Source organism: Streptococcus sp. K0074 (assembly GCF_048843365.1).
GTDB lineage: Bacteria > Bacillota > Bacilli > Lactobacillales > Streptococcaceae > Streptococcus > Streptococcus mitis_BM.
The window spans coordinates 872665-893685 of record NZ_CP184836.1 but is presented as its reverse complement, the minus strand read 5'-3'; the positions used below and the strand labels follow the sequence as shown (position 1 = coordinate 893685).

The 21021-nt window shown below is 41.4% G+C and carries 17 protein-coding genes; 3 read left to right on the top strand and 14 right to left on the bottom strand.

The features are described 5' to 3' along the window. Positions 1-5: 5 nt before the first annotated feature. On the bottom strand, positions 6-1847 hold the full coding sequence (gene typA, locus ACN076_RS04295) for a translational GTPase TypA (RefSeq protein WP_000164111.1): 1842 nt from the start codon (positions 1845-1847) through the stop codon (positions 6-8). Positions 1848-2008: 161 nt separating this feature from the next. Here typA and ACN076_RS04290 point away from each other — a divergent pair, with 161 nt between their 5' ends. Then, complete coding sequence (locus ACN076_RS04290; protein ID WP_261071043.1) at positions 2009-2734, top strand: rRNA pseudouridine synthase; 726 nt, start codon at positions 2009-2011, stop codon at positions 2732-2734. A 34-nt stretch (positions 2735-2768) separates the two neighbouring features. Here ACN076_RS04290 and ACN076_RS04285 read toward each other — a convergent pair whose 3' ends face one another. Then, positions 2769-3152 (bottom strand): rhodanese-like domain-containing protein, encoded by a 384-nt coding sequence (locus ACN076_RS04285; RefSeq protein WP_000259257.1) that lies wholly within the window; start codon positions 3150-3152, stop codon positions 2769-2771. Continuing rightward, a complete protein-coding gene (locus tag ACN076_RS04280) occupies positions 3152-3421 on the bottom strand; it encodes a YqgQ family protein (protein WP_261055198.1) in 270 nt (89 codons plus the stop codon). Before ACN076_RS04280 ends, ACN076_RS04285 begins: the two co-directional genes overlap by 1 nt. 63 nt (positions 3422-3484) lie before the next feature. Here ACN076_RS04280 and ACN076_RS04275 point away from each other — a divergent pair, with 63 nt between their 5' ends. Next, positions 3485-4393 (top strand): LysR family transcriptional regulator, encoded by a 909-nt coding sequence (locus ACN076_RS04275; protein WP_001222592.1) that lies wholly within the window; start codon positions 3485-3487, stop codon positions 4391-4393. 53 nt (positions 4394-4446) lie between these two features. On the opposite strand, the gene ACN076_RS04270 is transcribed toward ACN076_RS04275, so the two are convergent. From ACN076_RS04270 to miaA, 5 genes are read right to left on the bottom strand one after another with little or no spacing between them, the layout of a single operon-like run. Beyond that, complete coding sequence (locus ACN076_RS04270) at positions 4447-5202, bottom strand: SDR family oxidoreductase (RefSeq protein WP_261043395.1); 756 nt, start codon at positions 5200-5202, stop codon at positions 4447-4449. A 20-nt stretch (positions 5203-5222) separates the two neighbouring features. Beyond that, the gene (gene rnz, locus ACN076_RS04265) at positions 5223-6152 is read right to left on the bottom strand and encodes a ribonuclease Z (RefSeq protein ID WP_261043394.1); all 930 of its coding nucleotides are present in this window, start codon (positions 6150-6152) and stop codon (positions 5223-5225) included. Positions 6153-6166: 14 nt separating this feature from the next. Continuing rightward, positions 6167-6790, bottom strand: a complete 624-nt coding sequence (locus tag ACN076_RS04260) for a cystathionine beta-lyase (protein WP_261043393.1) — start codon at positions 6788-6790, stop codon at positions 6167-6169. Next, a complete protein-coding gene (gene hflX / locus ACN076_RS04255) occupies positions 6783-8021 on the bottom strand; it encodes a GTPase HflX (protein ID WP_261043392.1) in 1239 nt (412 codons plus the stop codon). The genes ACN076_RS04260 and hflX overlap by 8 nt, the downstream gene beginning before the upstream one ends. Then, a complete protein-coding gene (miaA, locus tag ACN076_RS04250; protein WP_261043391.1) occupies positions 8014-8898 on the bottom strand; it encodes a tRNA (adenosine(37)-N6)-dimethylallyltransferase MiaA in 885 nt (294 codons plus the stop codon). Before miaA ends, hflX begins: the two co-directional genes overlap by 8 nt. Before the next feature lie 120 nt (positions 8899-9018). Between miaA and ACN076_RS04245 the strand changes: the two genes are divergently transcribed. Then, positions 9019-9189 carry a DUF3042 family protein gene (locus ACN076_RS04245; protein WP_001051777.1) on the top strand — a complete coding sequence of 57 codons (171 nt, stop codon included), beginning with the start codon at positions 9019-9021 and terminating at the stop codon, positions 9187-9189. A gap of 47 nt (positions 9190-9236) precedes the next feature. Here ACN076_RS04245 and ACN076_RS04240 read toward each other — a convergent pair whose 3' ends face one another. The 6 genes from ACN076_RS04240 to ACN076_RS04215 all read right to left on the bottom strand — a co-directional run bounded on the left by ACN076_RS04240 (position 9237) and on the right by ACN076_RS04215 (position 20920). Next, complete coding sequence (locus ACN076_RS04240) at positions 9237-10076, bottom strand: thymidylate synthase (protein ID WP_000158617.1); 840 nt, start codon at positions 10074-10076, stop codon at positions 9237-9239. Between the two features lie 97 nt (positions 10077-10173). Continuing rightward, complete coding sequence (locus tag ACN076_RS04235; RefSeq protein WP_000078563.1) at positions 10174-11133, bottom strand: ROK family glucokinase; 960 nt, start codon at positions 11131-11133, stop codon at positions 10174-10176. 125 nt (positions 11134-11258) lie between these two features. Then, entirely contained in the window at positions 11259-12404 is a 1146-nt protein-coding gene (locus ACN076_RS04230; RefSeq protein ID WP_173304703.1) for an Ltp family lipoprotein, read from the bottom strand. A gap of 108 nt (positions 12405-12512) precedes the next feature. After that, positions 12513-14231 carry an aminodeoxychorismate synthase component I gene (gene pabB, locus ACN076_RS04225; RefSeq protein ID WP_153192097.1) on the bottom strand — a complete coding sequence of 573 codons (1719 nt, stop codon included), beginning with the start codon at positions 14229-14231 and terminating at the stop codon, positions 12513-12515. A gap of 60 nt (positions 14232-14291) precedes the next feature. Then, complete coding sequence (locus tag ACN076_RS04220; RefSeq protein WP_420790200.1) at positions 14292-20354, bottom strand: ZmpA/ZmpB/ZmpC family metallo-endopeptidase; 6063 nt, start codon at positions 20352-20354, stop codon at positions 14292-14294. A 2-nt stretch (positions 20355-20356) separates the two neighbouring features. Further along, positions 20357-20920 carry a TIGR01440 family protein gene (locus ACN076_RS04215; RefSeq protein WP_000659512.1) on the bottom strand — a complete coding sequence of 188 codons (564 nt, stop codon included), beginning with the start codon at positions 20918-20920 and terminating at the stop codon, positions 20357-20359. Positions 20921-21021: the final 101 nt, after the last annotated feature.

The window sequence follows — 21021 nt, the reverse complement described above, 5'->3', positions numbered from 1 at the left end:
AGCTCTTATTCAGCTGATTTTTTCTTCTTGTTAGCTTTCTCACGCTCTGCCTTGTTAAGGATTTGTTTACGCAAACGGATAGACTCAGGCGTTACTTCCATGTACTCATCGTCGTTCAAGAACTCAAGAGACTCTTCAAGTGTCAAGATACGAGGAGTCTTGATAACAGCTGTTTGGTCCTTAGTAGCTGAACGAACGTTAGTCATTTGTTTAGCCTTAGTGATGTTAACTGTCAAGTCATTTTCACGAGAGTTTTCACCGATGATCATTCCTTCATAAACCTCAGTACCTGGGTTGACAAAGATTGTACCACGTTCTTCGATAGACATGATTGAGTAAGTTGTAGCCTTACCAGCATCGATAGAAACAAGGGCTCCACGGTGACGACCACCAATTTCCCCTGGAATCAATGGCAAGTATTGGTCGAAGGTATGGTTCATGATACCGTAACCACGAGTCATTGACAAGAACTCAGTTGAATAACCGATCAACCCACGCGCTGGAACAAGGAAAACCAAACGAGTTTGACCATTACCAGTTGAAATCATATCCAACATTTCACCCTTACGTTCAGAAAGGCTTTGGATAACAGAACCTTGGTATTCTTCTGGAGTGTCGATTTGAACACGTTCAAATGGCTCACATTTAACACCATCAATTTCTTTTACGATAACTTCTGGACGAGATACTTGAAGTTCATATCCCTCACGACGCATTGTTTCGATAAGGATTGACAAGTGCAATTCTCCACGTCCTGAAACAGTCCATTTATCTGGTGAATCAGTTGGGTCAACACGAAGGGAAACGTCTGTTTGCAATTCTGCCTGCAAACGTTCTTCCACCTTACGAGAAGTCACCCATTTACCTTCTTTACCAGCAAATGGTGAGTTGTTAACCAAGAAAGTCATTTGAAGAGTTGGCTCATCGATGTGTAGGATTGGAAGAGCTTCAACTGCGTCTGTCGGAGTAATGGTTTCACCGACAAAGATATCTTCCATACCTGAAACGGCAATCAAGTCACCTGCTTTGGCTTCTTGGATTTCACGACGTTCCAAACCAAAGAAACCAAAAAGTTTTGTAACACGGAAGTTTTTAGTTGTGCCATCAAGTTTAGAAAGGGTAACTTGGTCCCCAACCTTAACAGTACCACGGAAGACACGACCGATACCGATACGGCCAACGAAGTCATTGTAGTCCAAAAGTGATACTTGGAACTGCAAAGGCTCATCTGAGTTGTCTACTGGAGCTGGGATATGGTCGATAATCGTGTCAAAGATTGGTGCCATAGTAGCTTCTTGGTCAGCTGGATCATCTGACAATGAAGAAGTTCCGTTGATCGCTGAAGCATACACCACTGGGAAATCAAGCTGGTCATCATCTGCACCAAGCTCGATGAAAAGTTCCAAGACTTCGTCCACTACTTCAGCTGGGCGAGCTGATGGTTTGTCGATTTTGTTAACAACCACGATTGGGACAAGGTCTTGTTCCAAGGCTTTTTTCAATACGAAACGAGTTTGTGGCATAGTTCCTTCGTAGGCATCTACGACCAAAACAACACCGTCAACCATTTTCATGATACGCTCAACTTCTCCACCAAAGTCCGCGTGACCTGGTGTGTCCATGATATTGATACGAGTTCCGTTGTAGGCAACGGCTGTATTTTTAGCAAGGATGGTAATTCCACGCTCTTTTTCGATATCGTTTGAGTCCATAGCACGCTCAGCCAATTCAGTACGTGCATCAAGCGTTTCTGATTGTTTCAATAGTTCGTCAACGAGGGTTGTTTTCCCGTGGTCAACGTGGGCGATAATCGCAATGTTACGGATATCTTCTCTTAATTTTGTCATGATTTCCTCTATAATATTCAAAATTTATTTTCTAACTGAACGATTATACCATAATTTCAGGTAAATAACATAACTCAAGCAAGTGTAAATGTTTTCACTATGCTTTTCTTTTCACGTCAAGCCTTTTCAAAGCAAGCGACTTATGATAAGATAGGCACAGTATGCGTTTAGATAATTTATTAGCCCAAGAAAAAGTTAGCCGAAAGGCCATGAAGCAAGCACTCCTCAAAGGGGAAATTCTCGTCGATGGTTGCCCAGCCCGCTCCCTAGCCCAAAATATCGATACAGGACTACAGGAACTCCTCTTTCGGGGCCAAATCATTCGAGGCTATGAGCACACCTACCTTATGCTTCATAAATCTGCTGGTGTCGTTACAGCCAATAAAGACAGGGAACTTCCAACTGTCATGGACTTGCTGTCACCTGACATCCAGTCTGACAAGCTCTATGCCGTCGGCCGACTGGACCGAGATACGACCGGCCTCCTCCTCTTGACCGATAACGGTCCCTTAGGCTTTCAGCTCCTCCATCCCCAATATCATGTCTATAAAACTTATCGAGTTGAGGTCAATGGACTTCTAACACCTGACCATATCCAAGCCTTTCAAAAGGGAATTGTCTTTTTAGATGGTACTGTCTGTAAACCTGCAAGATTAGAGATTCTATCTGCAAGTCCTTCCCTCAGTCGAGCCTCTATCACCATTTCAGAAGGAAAATTTCATCAGGTTAAGAAAATGTTCCTCTCGGTTGGTGTCAAAGTAACCTCCCTCAAACGCACCCATTTTGGACCTTGGAGCTTAGATGAAAATCTTCAAGCAGGATACTATCGTCCCCTAAACTCAGAAGAGTTGACAAGCATTCGTGAATTTCTCAGAAAAAGTGGTTAAAAAATGAGCTCGGAAAATATCCAAGCTCGTTTTCTTATTTCTCAACTTTAACTTTCCCTTTCCAAGAATCCAATCCATAAGAAAGGATATAAATCTCAGAAAAACCTTGTTTTTTCAAGTAAAGGGCCGCATTTGTGACACGTTGCGCACGTTGGTTTTCATAGAGAAGGACAGGTTTATCCTTACGAAGGGCTGCAAGACTAGTCTTCAACTGACTTGAAGGAATATTGCGAGCCCCAAGAATATGTTTTCTGTGGAATTCTGCTGGGTCGCGCAGATCAATCAATTGACCCGTACGAATCAAGGCTTCAAACTCCTCATTGTCTACAATTTTAGCCGCACGTCGAATACGAAGATAGTTAAAGCCCATCCATGCCAACATTGCCAGTATAAGTGCCCACAAAATCCAAGTAACCATTAGTTCTTTTCTCCATTTTTCTCAATATAATCCAATTCTACCTTGTGCTCTCTGCGAAGAACCGCTTCTGCTTCTAGATAGTCTAATTTGTCCATCAACCCTGCGTCATAAATCCGAGAGAGTTCCAACTTCATCAGTTCAATATCATATAAGCGTTTTCCCATGTAAACAATAATACCAAATTGTTTGAGGAATTGTTGCACATCATAGAATGTTTTCATAAGACTCATTCTAGCAAAATTTTGTCTTTTTTTCAAGAAGAGACTCACACAATGCCCCTGATTTTCCTATCTTCTTTGGCGATTCTGACGCAAGTGTGGTACAATAAAAACATGAGAATTCAACAATTACATTATATTATCAAAATCGTCGAAACTGGCTCCATGAATGAGGCAGCTAAGCAACTCTTTATCACTCAACCGAGTCTTTCCAACGCTGTGAGAGATTTGGAAAATGAAATGGGCATTGAAATCTTTATCCGCAATCCCAAGGGTATTACCTTGACCCGTGATGGGATGGAGTTCCTCTCTTATGCCCGTCAGGTTGTCGAGCAGACCCAGCTTCTGGAGGAACGTTATAAAAATCCTGTCGCCCACCGCGAACTCTTTAGTGTTTCGTCCCAACACTATGCTTTTGTAGTCAATGCCTTTGTATCGCTACTTAAGAAAAGTGATATGGAAAAATACGAGCTTTTCCTTCGTGAAACTCGTACTTGGGAAATTATCGACGACGTCAAGAACTTCCGCAGTGAGGTCGGTGTCCTATTTTTGAACAGCTACAACCGTGATGTTTTAACCAAGATGCTAGATGACAACCACCTGCTAGCTCACCATCTCTTCACAGCGCAACCGCATATCTTTGTCAGCAAGACCAACCCTCTGGCAAAGAAAGACAAGGTCAAACTGTCTGATTTGGAGAATTTCCCTTACCTCAGCTATGACCAAGGAACTCACAACTCCTTCTACTTTTCAGAGGAAATCCTTTCCCAAGAACACCACAAGAAGTCTATCGTAGTCAGCGACCGTGCTACCCTCTTTAATCTCTTGATTGGTTTGGATGGATATACCATTGCAACAGGGATTTTGAACAGCAACCTCAACGGAGACAATATCGTTTCTATCCCACTGGATATTGATGATCCAATTGAGCTGGTCTATATCCAGCATGAAAAAACCAGCCTATCTAAGATGGGCGAACGCTTTATTGACTATCTCCTAGAAGAAGTCCAGTTTGATAGTTGAGAAATGATAAGAACCAATATGTAGGCTAGCAACAACCTGCATATTGGTTCTTTTTACTTATAATTAAAAGTTTCCCCTGCCAACTTATCAGCTAGCTTGGGAAAGAGAGTATAAAACTTATGGGCTAGGTTCAACAAAACAGGAAGATTAAGTTCTCGTTTGTTTTTTCCTATAATCTTGACAATCTTTTTAGCCACTACATCTGGTTTCAACAGGAAGCGTTCAACCGATTTGAGATAGGTTCCATCTGGATCGGCCTGGTCGAAAAATCCTGTACGGATTGGTCCTGGATTGACTGTTGTCACATAGACTCCATAGGGCATCAGTTCGAGGCGCAGAGCATTTGAAAAACCAATGGCCGCAAACTTAGTGGCTGAGTAGAGACTAGACTTGCCAGTAGCAATCAAACCTGCCATACTGACGATATTGATGATATGGCCTTTTCGACTTTCCTTCATTCGAGCCGCAAGGCGACGAGATAGATTCATCAGGGCAAAGGTATTGACCTCAAACATCTGGTGAATATCTTGGTCAGAAATCTGGCCAAATTCCTCAAAAATCCCGTAACCAGCGTTGTTTATCAAGACATCAATCTTGCCATAGCGGAGATAGAGGTCAGTTACCAGAGATTCTAAGGCTAAGTCATCGGTAATATCAATTTCAATCAATTCTGCTTGTAGATGATTTCCATATAGCTCCGACATTTTTTCCTTATTTCTACCAAGCAAGATGAGTTGGTCTTCAGGTAAAAGTTTAACCATTTCTTGGGCTAGACCACCGCTAGCTCCGGTAATGAGAATAGTAGGCATACTTATCCTTTCTCAATCTTTTAAATTTCCACTTCTTCCAAGTCTTTGACCACATGGACATTTTCAAAAACACTAGCAGCATCTTTTTTGAGCTTGCTGATATCTTTTGAGAGGAAACGGGCACTGATATGGTTGAGCAAGAGGCGTTTGGCTCCTGCTTCTACCGCTACTTGTGCGGCTTGCATGTTAGTAGAGTGGCCATGGTTACGAGCAATTTTTTCATCACCCTTGCCATAAGTCGATTCATGGACCAGGACATCAGCATTGATAGCTAGACGCACACTGGCACTAGTTTTACGAGTATCACCAAGAATAGTGATAATTTTACCTGGACGTGGGGCTGAGATATAGTCTGCTGCCTTGATTTCAGTCCCATCTTCGAGAACAACGTCCTGACCGTTTTTAATTTTTCCAAAAAGTGGGCCAAATGGGACACCTGCCGCCTTGAGTTTTTCAGCATCCAGCGTTCCTTCCAAGTCCTTTTGAATGACACGATAGCCAACACAGAAAATAGTATGATCCAACTCCTCTGCATACACCGTGAATTTATCGGTCTCAAGGATTTTTCCTAAAGAATCTTGGTCAAACTCATGAAAATGAATACGGTAAGGCAGACGAGAACCTGACACACGAAGACTGGTTAAGACAAATGACTTAATCCCTTGCGGTCCATAGATTTCCAAATCTGTCTGCTCTTCATTGGCCTGAAAGGCACGACTAGAAAGGAAACCTGGTAAGCCAAAAATGTGGTCTCCATGCAGGTGGGTGATAAAGATTTTGCTGACCTTACGCGGTCGAATTGTGGTTTCCAGAATGCGATTTTGCGTACCTTCTCCACAGTCAAAGAGCCAGACTTCGTTAATCTCGTCCAAGAGTTTCAGAGCAAGACTTGAAACGTTGCGGGCTTTAGAGGGCTGACCAGCCCCCGTTCCTAAAAATTGAATATCCATTCGATACTTTCTAATTAATCAATATATAACATGGCTGTGCGGTTTTCCGATCGAAAATAGCGCTTGCCAGAAAAAGCTCTAGCTTCTTGCAGTAAATCCTCTTGGCTGTAGCCTTTGAGACGTTTGCGACCATCAGCCAAGTTTTCCAAATCCGTCAAAGCTGTGAGACTTTCCACACTAACAACTTCCTCATCTCCGACAGGCTTCATGTAAATCTTTCCAGACCCTTCAAAGACTAGTTGATGGGGAAAAATTTGCGCAATTTCAAAAAGCAAGTCTTCTGAAATAACCTCTTTATTTTCAGAGAAAATCCGCCCCATTCCCTCACTCTCATAGCAAAAACCAAATGATTTACCAGATAGATTAAGACGAATAAAAGGCTTATTTTCTAGGGTGAAACTTGGTTCAACATTGTAAAGATTCAGTTCTTGACTGAGTTCCGCAAAATAATCCGTCGCAGCCTCAGGACTCTTTTTCTGGTAGAGTTCTGCAAAGTAGGCATTGACTACACTCGGAGGAGGTGTGATCAGTGCCAACTGCTCCTGCTCTGTTTTACCAGCTAGAAGTTGATCCAGATAGACCTTATCCAGACTTGTATAACCTCCATACTTTAGAGCAAACGTTTTAATATCAGTCATAAAATTCCTCTAACCTCCATTTATTTTTCTCGGAAATGTAGCCTCTAATCACTTCGCCGTCTTCCTGATAATCACGTTCTTCCAGAATCGCAACACTTTCTAAATCATGAATCTTGTAGGACTTTGAAAAAGGCACGCGCAGGGTAAATCTCTCAAAAATATCCTTTATTTTCTCTAAAAACAAAGCCTGCAAATTCTCACGACTATCCTTCGACTTGGCAGAAATGAGGGCATAAGGCGTTTGGGTAGGTGTGAAATCCTCCACCAAATCCGCTTTATTATAAAGGGTCAGACGAGGAATATCTTCCATGTCCAGGTCTTTCATGATGGACAGAACTGTTTTTTCATGCTCCTCATGGTAAGGATTGCTGGCATCGATAACATGAACAAGAAGGTCCACATGCTTGCTTTCTTCCAAGGTCGACTTGAAACTGGATACCAACTCTGTCGGCAAATCTTGGATAAAACCAACTGTATCTGTCAAAGTTACTTGAAGATTGCCCCCCAGATGGATACTCTTAGTCGTCGCGTCTAGAGTCGCAAATAGCTCGTCAGCCTCATACTGGGTCTTACTGGTCAAGGTGTTCATGATAGTTGACTTCCCAGCATTGGTATAACCAATCAAACCAATCTTAAAGGTGCTAGACTCCAGACGTTTTCCTCTGACAGTCGCCCGATTTTTCTCAACCACCTTGAGCTGGCGCTCTATATCTGTGATTTGATTGCGAACGCTACGACGGTTCAGCTCCAGCTGGCTTTCACCAGGACCACGGGAACCAATTCCCCCTGCCTGACGACTGAGCATAATTCCCTGACCAACCAAGCGAGGCAAGAGATATTTGAGCTGAGCTAGGTGAACTTGGAGCTTCCCTTCATGGCTTCGAGCTCGCATGGCAAAGATATCCAAAATCAACTGCATACGGTCAATGACCTTGACACCCAGAACTTCCTCTAAATTGACATTCTGCCTTGGCGTCAGACGGTTGTTGACAATGACAGTAGTAATTTCTTCTGCATCCACCATGAGCGCAATTTCTTCCAACTTACCAGAGCCGATGAAGGTCTTTGAGTCATACTTTTCACGTTTTTGTCTGTAGCTATCTACAACGACTGCCCCAGCCGTTTTCGCTAAACTGGCCAATTCTTCCATGGAGAGGTCAAAATTGTCCATGCCCTGCAATTCCACACCAATCAGCAGAACCCGCTCCTCTTTTTTCTCCGTTTCAATCATCTAAAAACTCCTCTATCTGGCTTAAAATGCGGTCTTGCACACCAGCTTCTCCAATCTGATAAAAGGTGACCTGCATGCGATTACGGAACCATGTCAACTGACGCTTGGCAAAACGACGGGTCGCCTGTTTGAGACTCTCACTAGCTTCCTCCAAGGTCTGCTCTCCACGGAAGTAAGGAAAGAGTTCCTTGTAACCAATCCCTTTAGCAGCCTGCACATCTGGATAATGGTCAAACAACCACTTGGCTTCGTCTAGAAGTCCAGCTTCAAACATCAGGTCCACTCGGCGATTGATACGTTCATATAATTGACTGCGCTCATCATCCAAGCAGATAATCAATGGTTCATACAAGGTCTCTTGATTTTCCAAATTCTGACCAAAATGGACAATTTCCAAGGCACGCATAGCACGACGACGATTAAACTGAGGAATCTCAACATCTGCTTGCTCCACAAGATGAGCTAATTCCTCATCTGAATATGGCTCCAAACTAGCTCGATAGTCCAAAATCTCCTCATGGGGAGTCTCCCCACCCAGGTGATAACCTTCTAGCAAGCTCTGGATATAAAGTCCAGTACCACCAGCAATAATAGCTAGCTTGCCACGACTGTGAATGTCCTCAATAGCCATCTTAGCTTCTGAAACAAAATCAAAAGCCGAGTAAGACTCGGTTACCTCTCTAACATCGATTAAATGATGAGGAACAGCTGCCTGCTCTTCTGGACTAGCCTTAGCCGTCCCAATATCAAGTCCTCGATAGACTTGCTGGCTATCTCCACTAACCACTTCGCCATTAAAACGCTTGGCCACTTCAATGGCAAGGGCTGTTTTTCCAACAGCAGTCGGTCCAACAATCACAATTATTTTTGTTTTCATCTTTTTTCCTTGAAAAATTCCCATTTTTTCGTTACTATTATTATAACACAAAAAGGTCAGTCAGAAAAATGTGACCTCTTGAGGAGGCTGGCTGATTGAGAATATAAAGGAGGAAGACTCATGGCTAAAGGATTCGCTAAAGGTCTTGTAACAGGTGTCGCAGGAACTGTCGCTGCACTTGCAGGCGCGGTATACGCATTTAAAAAGAAAGTAATCGAACCAGAAGAGCAAAAAGCAGCTTTCATCGAAGAAAACCGTAAAAAAGCAGCTCGCCGCCGCGTATCACGTTAAAAAACAAAAGAAGTTGGGATTATTCTCAACTTCTTTTTTCTATTCTTTTAAATAGCTAGGTCAAACTTCAACTGTGGCTTAACAGGGTCATAATCCACCAACTCAAAATCTTCTGCTTTGATATCAAAGAAATTGGTCCCATCAGGAACATTTAAAACCAAACGTGGTTGGCAGTTTGACGGCTCCCGACGAAGCAATTCCTGAGCTTGTTCAAATTGATTATCATAGATATGGAGGTTGTTGATGAAGTAGAAGAACTTCCCAACCTTCCAGCCAAAATGTTTGGCAATCATCATTTGAAGAGCCACATACTGCATAGCGTTGATGTGGTGGGCCACCAACATATCATTCGAACGCTGAGTCAAGGTTGCATCCAGATAGATTTCTCCATCTACACGGCGGACATCAAACATGGTCTGAAAGGCGCATGGGAGTAGCCCATCTGTCTCCTCAAAAGCTTGATAATCCCAGAGAGAGATAATATTGCGGCGGTTCCAAGGGTTAGCTTCCAACTGTTTGAGAAGCTTATTGATGATGTCGTGTTTCTTAACGACCGCCCCGTAACGCTCACCAATAGTTCCCGTATCTCCCACTTCCCAGTCATTCCAGTAGTGAACATTGTACTTGTCATTAAGCACCTCTAAGCTATTTGACTGGTCTTGGTAGATCCAGAGAACTTCCTTGATAGCTGATTTGATGGCAATAGGACGCAAGGTTGTGATGGGGAATTCCCCCTTGGCCAAGTCATACTCTGCAAAGGCACCCGTTACGTACTTAGAGTTGGCAACTGTCCCATCCTTGTACTTAGGACGAGCCTGTTCAGAAAAGACACCGTCTTTGAGGATTCTTTCAATATTTTCTTTAAAAATCGTATCTGCTTTTGTCATTTCGTTTCACCTCATTCATTGTCCTAACTAGTATAGCATAAAAAAGAAAAGAGGAACATTACTAACTCTAGGTTCGCATTTTTCCTCTTTTATTATTTTATTGCAATACAAGTGATGCTGCTCCGATAACCCCAGCATCATTTCCTAGAGTTGCAAGAGCTAATTTAGTGGATGTACGTACTTGTGGGAAGCTATTTTCATCGTAGACTTTTTGAACACCTTGTAGAAGGAATTCTCCCGCAGCTGACACACCACCACCGATAACGATTGTTGATGGGTTTAGGATTGAACCGATGTTAGCACAAGCGATTCCCAAGTAACGTGAGAAGTTACGGTAAACGATCAAGGCAAGGTCGTCTCCTTCTTTTGCAAGATCAAAGACAGTCTTAGCAGTTACTTCTTCTCCGTTATCAATCAAGCGTTTCAAGGCTGCATCGCCTTCGTATTCATCGGCATAGCGACGAGTCAAGTTGACAATTCCTGTTGCTGAAGCAACTGTTTCAAGGCAACCTTTCTTACCGCAAGTACATGCGATTGGTTGGTCAAAGTCAACAGTGATGTGGCCAAGCTCACCTGCTGCACCAGCAACACCATGAAGCAATTTGCCTTCAGCGACGATACCGCCACCAACACCTGTACCAAGTGTCATAAAGACAACGTCTGGTTGGTTATCACCAGCACCCATCCAGCGCTCACCGAGAGCGGCCACGTTGGCATCATTATCGATGAAGAATGGGATACCCAAGGCTTTTTCAATCTTTTCTTTAATTGGTTGAAGGGTTTTCCAGTTCAAGTTGTAGGCACCAATAACTGTTCCTTTTTCACGGTCAACCACACCTGGTGACCCCATTCCAATACCTTGGAAATCCGCTGCCACCAACCCAAGCAAGTCCAAACGGTGTTGAATAGACTCAATCATATCATCTACGATATGACTTCCCTCATCCAAAATGTTAGTCTTGATAGACCATTTTTCTTGGATTTCTCCTGCTGTTGTTAAGATTGCAAATTTGATAGAAGTTCCACCAAGGTCAATCCCAATAATCTTTTGACTCATCATATTCTCCTTTTTCATTATGAATTAATTGAAAATGCTTACAGCACTAGTATAACAAAATTCACTCATTTATGCAAAGGTTTGCGTGAATGAATTATAAGGAATTTTTCGCCTACCAGTATCTGTTAGTCATCTAAATGATTAATTGCATAGTTAGCTTCTTCCTCTGTAAAGCCATCTATAGAAGAGGTCAATTGGTTGATGAGACGAGACTTAGACATATTAAATAATTTTCTATAGTTTTTAGCATTAAATAAGGCATTATATTTATAATCGGCTTCTAAATGATCAACCGCATATTGAGCTGCATCATTTGAAAATTTATCAAAATCAGAAGTTAATTGTCTATACATACGTTTTTTTGACATGTGGAATAACGAATTATAACTTTTTGCCTTTCCTAAAGCAGCAGAATATTCACTATTGCTATCATTACTAGAAGAAGCTGTACTTGCTTGACCTTCCTTCCAAACTCCGTCAGCGCCAACATAATAACGTCCACCATCAACCCATTCATTGACAGCCATTTTACCATTCGATTTTAAATAGTAATTTCCTTGCCATGTACTATAAGCATAAGATCCATCTGATTTCAAGTAATACCAAGCTTGATAGGTAGCATCATAAACCCATTCACCTTTAGCCATTTTACCATCCGATTTCAAATAGTAGTTCCCTTGCCAAGCATTGCGAGCATAAGATCCATCTGATTTCAAGTAATACCAGGCTTGGTAAGAAGAGTCATAAACCCATTCACCTTTAGCCATTTTTCCGTTTGATTTAAGGTAGTAAGCTCCTTGCCATGTACTGTAAGCATAAGATCCATCTGATTTCAAGTAATACCAAGCTTGATAAGAATCATCATAAATCCATTCGCTCTGGGCCATTTTTCCGTCTGCTTTCAGGTAATAACTTCCTTGCCAAGTATTTTTCACTGGATTTCCATTTCCATCAAAGTAGTACCAAGCACCGTCCTGCTTAACCCAACCACTTGTTGTAGATGAAGTTGTGTTGGTTTGAGCCGCAGTTGCTTGTTTTGCTTTAAAGGCACCCTTAGGAGCATTTTTCAATTCGCAAGCCACACCATCATGATCGCGGTCTAACTTGGCAGAATAACCAGGGTCTCCCTCATGAAGATCCGAATAGCCATTAGCCCAAGCTTCCTTACAACTAGAAAAATGAATGTTTTCTTCTGCTAAAACTGGTTGTGAAAACAAGGCTAAAACTGGCAATGTTGCCAGACTCATTTTTAAAAATAGACGTTTGTTCATCTTTTTCTCCCATAATTATGATATCGATTTCATGTTTATTTTATCAGATTTATTTCTTCAATTCAAGGAAAAATCAATCCTAGTCCTTATAACTTTTCATTACAATTCTTATTTTTGAATAAATAACTCATACAAGCCTCTCACTGCATTACAGCCGTAAATAGCTTCTGCTTGGGCTAAATCTGTCAAGGTAAAGACTTTCTCTTCTACCTGTCCTCTTTCCAGCAAATGCTGACGGTAAATTCCTGGTAAGATTCCCAGTCGGATAGGCGGTGTGTAGAGTTTCCCAGCGATTTTCAGAACCAAATTTCCGATAGAGCTTTCAAGCAGTTCTCCTTTTACATTATGGTAAATGATTTCCTGTTTCCCTAGAGTCAAGTGTGGTCTATGAGTCGTTTTAAAATAGGTAAATGCTTGATTCAAATCTGCTTCTTGCAGACAAAGTTCGGCCTCGCAAAAACTTGGACTAAGGGATGTTAAGATTTGTCGACTGAGTTCTATCTCTCCAGACTTGCTAAGGCTAATTCGCAAGCGGTAATCTTGATTAGCATCACAAGCCTGACACTCCTCCTCTATCTTTCGTTTCAAGTTTTCTGAATCAAAAGGATAAGCAAAATATCGACTAGCTTTTCTCAGTCTTTCCAAATGTTGATCTTCAAACAGCAAGCTCTTCTGACTGATTTTTCCAGTTGTAATTATTTGGAAACGAGCTTGTTTACGATAGAGAACAGCTGCCTTTTGATGAACCTCTCGGTATTCAGATTCCCAAGTGCTATCCCATGTAATGCCTCCGCCAACTCCATAGATGGCTTTTTCTTTATGCAGTTGAATGGTCCGAATGGCAACATTAAAAATCCGTCGTCCATTTGGAAGCAAGAGACCAATCGTTCCACAGTAGACTCCGCGTGGTTGTGGCTCCAAGTTCTTGATGATCTCCATTGTCGCAATTTTCGGAGCTCCCGTTATGGATCCACAAGGAAAGAGAGAACGAAAAATGGCAACCAAGTCCACATCCTCTCGCAACTGACTCTTGATAGTCGAAGTCATCTGCCAAACAGTTGAATACTGCTCCACTTGACACAGACGCTCCACATGTTCACTGCCCACTTCAGAAATACGGTTCATATCGTTGCGCAAGAGGTCCACAATCATCATATTTTCAGAGCGATTTTTGGGGTCCTGTTCCAACCAACTGGCCTGCTCCAAGTCTTCTTGGTCAGTCATGCCACGCTGAGTCGTTCCCTTCATTGGTCGCGTCGTCAATTCACGGTCATTTTGCTCAAAAAAGAGTTCTGGACTCATGGAAATCACTGCCATCTCATCGTGTTCCACATAGGCATTATAGCCTGCCTCCTGCTCTACCACCATGCGATTGTAGATGGCAAACGGATTAGCACTTAAATCTTGCTTGAGTTGAACGGTATAGTTGACCTGATAGGTATCTCCCTGCCGCAAATGATGGTGAATCTGAGCAATCGCCTTTTCATAATCCTCTGCAGACGTTACTTCCTGCCAATTTGAAGGCAAATCAACCTCATCATAAGTCAAAGGAATTGGAGAGGTCTCCACCTTATCGTGAACAGTAAAGTAAAGCAAATACTCGTCCAATAAAGGAGCCTTGTGAACTGCTAATTTCTCCTCAAAAGCAGGTGCAGCCTCGTAGCTGACATAGCCCACCACATAATAGCCTTGCTCTTGGAAACTTTCCACTTGTGCCAGCAAGGCTGTTACTTCTGTTAAATCTCTGGTTTTTAACTCTTTAATGGGCTGGGTAAAGATGTATCTCTCCCCCAAAGCCCTAAAATCAATCACTGTTTTTCTATGCATACCTTAAGTATAGCACAAAATAAGAAAACCCTCATCCGCAAAGCAGATGAGAGATTTCGATTATTTAAAGATTGAAGTTTTAAAGCTATTTGTTTGTTGAAGAAGTTTCTTGAATAATTTCTCTTTAAGTGATACAGTATTATCAAATTTAACTGATCCATTTTTAAGAGTAGCTTTATCTTTATCAACAGCAGTAGCAAATGCATTCTTCAAGTCATCGTAACTACTGTATGTAGTGCCGTCAATTGTAACTGGATTAAATCCTGCTTTCGCTTTATCAACAACTTCTTTGAAGTATTCTTTCTTCCAATCTTCTAGAGTATTAAATTTACCATCAGAAACTTTCTTAATGATAAAGTCATCACCTAGAGTAGCATGACCAGCCTGTTTAGACTCATTTTTCAGCATGTTAGAAGCGTAGTTTAAGAAGCCTTTTTCATATCCAAAGTAACCCCACATACGGAATGTGTTATGTTTGAATGACATAGAGCCTGGAGCTCCTTCACTTGTATTACCACCATAGATACCAGCAGTGATAGGCACCGTTACATAGGCAGAGCCAAATCCAGTTGGGTCATAAGTACCATTACCAGGACCGTGTTTGGTCATGAAGTTCTTATCTACTAGGTCGTTAACAGAAGTTAAGTTATATTCTTTTTCTTCTGCATTCAAATCACGAACCTCATCGTATTGGTTCTTCGTATTAGCGTTACGTAATTTCTTAGCAACTTTCTTGAACCAAGCGTTGTTTAGTTCTTTGCTACCTTTATCAAGAACGGCTTCTCCTTCAAGATAATCAAGAAGCATTAGAGTATCGTTGAAACCTTTCATGTAATGATCGATTTCAGCGCGAGATGTAAGGTCATTTGGATTTGTGTTATACCATTGATTTCCGTCATTTGGACGTTCGTATGCCATGTTTAATCCAAGTGCTTTGAAGTCACCGTTTGGACTTGTTTCAGCAGGTGATTGCAACATACCTTGTGCAAATGCTTCTAGGTCAGTACCTTCACGGTGTCTTGAACCACCTAAATAAACCATACGGTCATTTACGTGAGTCGTTTCGTGAGTGAAGGCTGAGATACCAAAGTCACTAATCATATCCGTCACCATAAAGAAGACTGAATCATCTTTATATGGATTACCGTAGATACGAGCTACAGCTCCCATACGCCAGTCAGTTGCGTGGTAACGACCTGTTGGTCCGTACAATTCACGGATAGGCGCTACATCCTTACCGCTATTCGTATGTCCGTATTTATCTGTGCTGATTCCTTTATAGTTTTGGTTATCTAACACAGGAGTTGGAACCATGTTATTGCTCTTAAGCAGTTGATTACGAACTTTATCTAATGATAAGCGCGACCAGAAGTCTAGGTAATTTTGTTGACCTTTAGCGACTTTATTGATTTCAGCTTTGAATGCTTCGCGTTCTTCCGCAGTATTCTTACCGTATTTCTCAAATGAACTGTATGCCATAGTGTTATATGTTGAGATTAAGAACATATGCGCATCTTTCAAGTTAAGAAGTGGTAGAATCATCTTACCATGCATGTCATTGTTTAATCCCTCGTAGGCTCTGTGTTTCTTATCAGCAAATTCAGGAGTTGTTGTCTTCGGTTCAACGACATATACATTATCTTTAGTTGCTTTTATAAACCAATCGTTTAAATCTGTGTCACTTGTGAAGAGTTCCATATTGTATTTCAAGAACTCATGTAAATTACCTTTACCAGTAGCACCGGCAATCACTTCACGATAAGCATCGTGAGTGCGGTCACCCTTAATATAACTTTCTTTAGAGCCAATATTGATGATTCTATCTAAGACGCTAACGTTCTTACCGTAGAAGTCCGGTTTGAACAACATTAACTCTTTAATGTTAAAGTCATCGAATTTAACGCCGTAGTATCGGTTGAGGTAAGACAAACCAAGAAGAACTGCGGCCTTATTGTCATCGATTTTCTTAATCAAGGCACGTTTTGCAGCTTCATCAGTGTTAAGCTGGTGATCTTCATTTTCTACTAACTTCGTAACGAATTTATTAAGATTATCTTTAACATACTTGAAGCTTTCTTCTAGGTACAAGTCCTTAATTGCATTGACTTTGTTAGGACCAGTTCTACCCAAATGTTGGTAAATCGGGTCAGATTGCAATTCAACTGAACTTAATTTGCTTTCAATAGCACTGATTAAATCTGTACGATCTTTAACAACCATATTTGGTGTATAAACGACTTCACCCAATTCAGCCACGCTATATTCTTTCACTTGTTTCACTTTAGATTCTTTCGGTGAAATTGTAAAGATGTCTTTTGTCTTATCTGCGTAGTGAACCATAATATGGTCGGCATCTGTAAGGTCTGTGACAAAGTCATTGCCTTTCATAGCAGTTACAGACAATACTTCTTTAGTCATTAGTGGACTATCAGCAGCTAATTTATTTCCTTGATTTACAATCCATTCTTTGTTGTAGAACGGTTGAAGTTTTTCAACATTACGATAAGCAAGTTCACGGTCTGCATTGTAATCTTGAGTATCTTTGTAAGTGTCAGATTTTGGTTTAACATTATTTAATGCATCTGAAACAAGAGGATTGATAACATAATCATTAGCCGTAATTCCTAATGTTGCAATTTTCTGGTCAGCTTCATCTTGAGACACTTCTTTAATTCGGTTAGAAACAGAGAATTTAAATGAACGTTTACCTGTACTTACATCTTTCACGATAAAGTTACGTTCTAAAGCGTTATTTGAGAAGTATCCACCATCTTCGTCAATATCTTTAGATCCATAGAACACTTCACCATTTTCAACTTTCATCATAGACACAGAGTCTGCAACTTTACCCCATGCCCAGTTCTTACTAAGGAAACCACCTACTTCAACAGGTGTATTTACTTTAATAGTTCCTTTAGTAACAGCGTTACGAACAGAACCATATTTACCAATTCCGTTAGGATCGGAACCGTTATCGGATCTAGCAACAAATCCACCGATACGAGCTTTATTAGCAGCTATATCAGCTTCTACATATCCTTTATCAACATTACCTTTCCAGATTTCACCAACCATACCAGCGAAATCCCATCCTCTGTCACCTACACCAGTAAGTTTACCGATATAAGCAACATTAGTAAGTTGTCCGCCGTTATCTAATTTGTTAACAAGTCCGGCAATTCCATCTCTACCAGTGATGCTACCAGTTACTTTAATATTCTCAACAGTAGCATTTTTAACAGTTCTAGCAAGAGCAGAAATGTTATCAATCCAAGGCATATTAATATCGACATTAGCTAAGTTAACATCTTTAACCGAACCACCTTCAATACCACCAAATAATTGACGTGTCATATTGTGGATTGAATAACGTTGTCCCTCAACACTTGATAACTTACCTTTAAATGTACCAGGAACATACTCTTTATTTGGAGTTGGTACATTAGCTGCATTTAGATCTGCACCAAGTTTGAACTCACCGCTAGGGTTAGCTTTCATATCTTTTACAAGCTCATTGAAGTTGTAGTAAACATTACCTTCTTTTGCTTTTTGTTTTTCAAAGTAATGAACATACTCTTCGCTAAGTGTGTTATCTGCATTACGTTGAACTAAGTCTGGTGCTTTGGCAGTGACTTTATATAAAGTTTTTCCGTCTTTTTCTACTTCTTCAATCTTGTCAACAGCAAGTCGTGTAACCTTGTTGTCGTGAGTTGTAACTCGTAGGTAAAGTGGGGCAACATCAGCTGGTTTTTCTGTAAGCAAACTAGTATCTGTTTCATTACCGTCAGCGTCCACACTCATCAAGCTTGTTTCTTTGATATTTTTGATTTCAACTTTTTTGAGGTCAATTCTTAGAGGTTCTTCATTCAGAACTACTTCCTCATCGCCTTCACCACGGTCATAAACCATCTTAGTTTCAATCTTATAATCTTTGTAGTATTGTAAATCTGTCAGGCTAGCTGTTAAGTTGTCAGGTGAAACATTCAATGTTTTCACAATCTCATCACCTTTTTTCAGAGTTAAGGTGATAGATTTAATGGCCGCCTTGCTTGGATTTTCTAGACTGTATTTAACATCTGAAGTACGTTTCAAATCCTTAGGTTCAACTGCAGTGATGGTCAATACTGGTTTTTCAAAGGTCTTGGTACCACGTTTCAAAATTCGGTCTTGAGGGGCCTCAATGACTTCTTCCGTTACTTTTGGTGCATCCTCAGTCTTAACTCCTTTGATAGTATTAAAGGTCTTAGTGATTTTTTTCTGACCTTCTTTACCTTCTTGAGCTACAACTTCTAAGCCTTTTTTCAGTTGAGCATCTTCTTCAATCTTTTCTTCGAATGGAATCTTTTCAATGCTTTCCTCTACAAGAGTTCCTTCAATTGGTTTTGTACCACGGCTTACCTGTTGATTTACAGGCTCCTTAGTCACTTCCGTACTAGTTGAAAGAACTTGGTCAGTTTTGACACCTTCTACCGTTTTATAGGTTGTTTTTGTAACTTGACTTCCTTTTTCACCATTTCGTAGGACAGTTTCTTCGTCCGTATACTTAGTTGGATCCTCAGTCGTTTCAGTTTTGTAATCAATTTCTGTAGTTGATTCTTCAACAAGGGTTCCCTCAGTCACCTTATACTCAGGTAATTGATCTTGAACAAGGGCTTGACCTTCCTTGCCTGCCTCTTGGGTTCCTTTAGACTCTACCACAGCTTCTGGCAATTCTGGCTGTGTTAAAGATTGACCTTCCTTGCCTTCCTCTTGCGTACCTTTTGCATCTACTGGAGCTTCTGGCAATTCTGGTTGCGTTAGGGCTTGACCTTCCTTACCTGCCTCTTGAGTTCCTTTAGACTCTACTATAGCTTCTGGCAATTCTGGCTGTGTTAGGGCTTGACCTTCTTTGCCTGCCTCTTGAGTTCCTTTAGACTCTACTATAGCTTCTGGTAGTTCCGGTTGCGTTAGGGCTTGACCTTCCTTACCTGCCTCTTGAGTTCCTTTAGACTCTACCATAGCTTCTGGCAATTCTGGCTGTGTTAGGGCTTGACCTTCTTTGCCTGCCTCTTGGGTTCCTTTAGCTACTTGGTGGCTTGGTTCAGTTTGTGGTACTGGAGTTGGGGCAGGTTGCACCTCTTTCTTCGTTCCGACTGCAATGACTTGCGACACAGGATTTTGAACCACTTGGTCTTCAATGACTTCTCTAACTTCTTGACCATTGACCATCGATACTTTAGTTACAAGACGACGCTGACCCTTTACTCCGGCTGTGACGATACGAGTCTTTCCTTCTGCTAGATTCGTATCTGGGTTTGTGACCGTTTCAAAAGGAATCTCCACCAAGTTCTCTTCCTGTCTAACCTGAGGCTGCTCAGAAACTGGTTTTGTTTCAACAGCGGGAGCAACCGGAGTTTGTGTCACAGGTTTTTCGATGACAGTTTCTGGAGTGACAGCAGGTGTTTCTTGAACTACTTCTATTTTCTCGATTTCATTTGCACTTTGCTTTTCTACTGGCAACTGAGGCTTCTCAGCTGAAGCTGGTCTTGATGGATGGAGTTCTGCTTCCTTGAAGTATCCGATGTATTCATAACCATCAATATGGATAATCCCTTCGGCCAAGCCTTCATGAGTAGAGGCCGAAATAGTTTGGTTGTAAGAAAGCAATTCTTTATTTTCAAACGCAAATGTTCCATAAGGTACAAAGGTGCTGGCTCCTAAAGAACCAATCAAGAGAACACCTAGAACTTCTCTACGACCTTTTTTGGACACCAAAAAGACTGCTAGTGAGGCCGTTGCCAAACCAAGACCTGCCAACGCTAGTTCCTTACTTCCTGTGTATGGAAGTTGTTGACTGTTAGTTGCCTTCTTACGATAAACTACATATAGGATATCATCATCTTGAAATTCTGTAGGAACCTCATGGTGAATCAGGGCTTTTTCAGACTCGGTCAATTCCTGCTCCGCCAAATAACGGTAATGAACACTATGAGCACTGCCAACTTCATTGGCTTGAACCTTATCTACTGAAAGGGCACTGGCTCCAAAAAGGAAGGCTCCGATAGCTACAGGACCTACCCCAACAGTTAACTTACGAATTGAATATTTTGTGATTTTTTCTAGTTGCTGTTTTGTTTTTCTCATTTTCACGACTTTCTAATAGAATCTTGTGGATAGTGCGCACGCGCACCTCCAATTAATTTTGGACGACTAGCCAGTGCCGTTACGTGGGCATGACCAATCTCTCTCAAAAGAGGGCGAATCGGAACCTGAACATGCTTAACATGCATGCCAATTGCAGTGTCTCCGATATCCAATCCAGCATGAGCCTTGATAAATTCAACCTCAACTGGATCCTTCATAAACTTGAAGGCTGCCAACTGACCCGAACCTCCTGCATGAAGGGTAGGAAGGACACTGACCATTTCCAGACCAAACTGCTCTGCCACCTGACGTTCAACAACGAGGGCCCGATTGACATGTTCACAACCTTGAACAGCTAGATGAATTCCTTTTTCCTCTAGGATATCTAGGATAGTCTTCACAATGATTTCGCCAATTTCTTGGCTGGATTCCTTGCCAATCTGACCACCTATCACTTCACTAGAAGAAAGGCCCAAAACAAAGATGGATCCTTGCTTCAAATTGGCCTTTTCCAATACATCTTCTACAATCTGGCTTGTCTCTCTTTGAATGTCTTTTTCCTTCATACTTGATACCTCTTTTATCACTATCTATCATATCGTTTTTTCTACTTTTTAGCAAGATAGACAACCTGAAAATCTTGCTCCAACCTGCATAAAACTCCCAG

Coding starts and splice junctions, on each gene's coding strand:
- ACN076_RS04230 (WP_173304703.1), bottom strand. CDS start 12,404: ATGAACAAACGTCTATTTTTAAAAATGAGTCTGGCAACATTGCCAGTT.
- ACN076_RS04260 (WP_261043393.1), bottom strand. CDS start 6,790: ATGACTGATATTAAAACGTTTGCTCTAAAGTATGGAGGTTATACAAGT.
- typA (WP_000164111.1), bottom strand. CDS start 1,847: ATGACAAAATTAAGAGAAGATATCCGTAACATTGCGATTATCGCCCAC.
- ACN076_RS04215 (WP_000659512.1), bottom strand. CDS start 20,920: ATGAAGGAAAAAGACATTCAAAGAGAGACAAGCCAGATTGTAGAAGAT.
- ACN076_RS04275 (WP_001222592.1), top strand. CDS start 3,485: ATGAGAATTCAACAATTACATTATATTATCAAAATCGTCGAAACTGGC.
- ACN076_RS04245 (WP_001051777.1), top strand. CDS start 9,019: ATGGCTAAAGGATTCGCTAAAGGTCTTGTAACAGGTGTCGCAGGAACT.
- pabB (WP_153192097.1), bottom strand. CDS start 14,231: ATGCATAGAAAAACAGTGATTGATTTTAGGGCTTTGGGGGAGAGATAC.
- miaA (WP_261043391.1), bottom strand. CDS start 8,898: ATGAAAACAAAAATAATTGTGATTGTTGGACCGACTGCTGTTGGAAAA.
- ACN076_RS04290 (WP_261071043.1), top strand. CDS start 2,009: ATGCGTTTAGATAATTTATTAGCCCAAGAAAAAGTTAGCCGAAAGGCC.
- ACN076_RS04285 (WP_000259257.1), bottom strand. CDS start 3,152: ATGGTTACTTGGATTTTGTGGGCACTTATACTGGCAATGTTGGCATGG.
- ACN076_RS04270 (WP_261043395.1), bottom strand. CDS start 5,202: ATGCCTACTATTCTCATTACCGGAGCTAGCGGTGGTCTAGCCCAAGAA.
- hflX (WP_261043392.1), bottom strand. CDS start 8,021: ATGATTGAAACGGAGAAAAAAGAGGAGCGGGTTCTGCTGATTGGTGTG.
- ACN076_RS04235 (WP_000078563.1), bottom strand. CDS start 11,133: ATGAGTCAAAAGATTATTGGGATTGACCTTGGTGGAACTTCTATCAAA.
- ACN076_RS04240 (WP_000158617.1), bottom strand. CDS start 10,076: ATGACAAAAGCAGATACGATTTTTAAAGAAAATATTGAAAGAATCCTC.
- ACN076_RS04220 (WP_420790200.1), bottom strand. CDS start 20,354: ATGAGAAAAACAAAACAGCAACTAGAAAAAATCACAAAATATTCAATT.
- rnz (WP_261043394.1), bottom strand. CDS start 6,152: ATGGATATTCAATTTTTAGGAACGGGGGCTGGTCAGCCCTCTAAAGCC.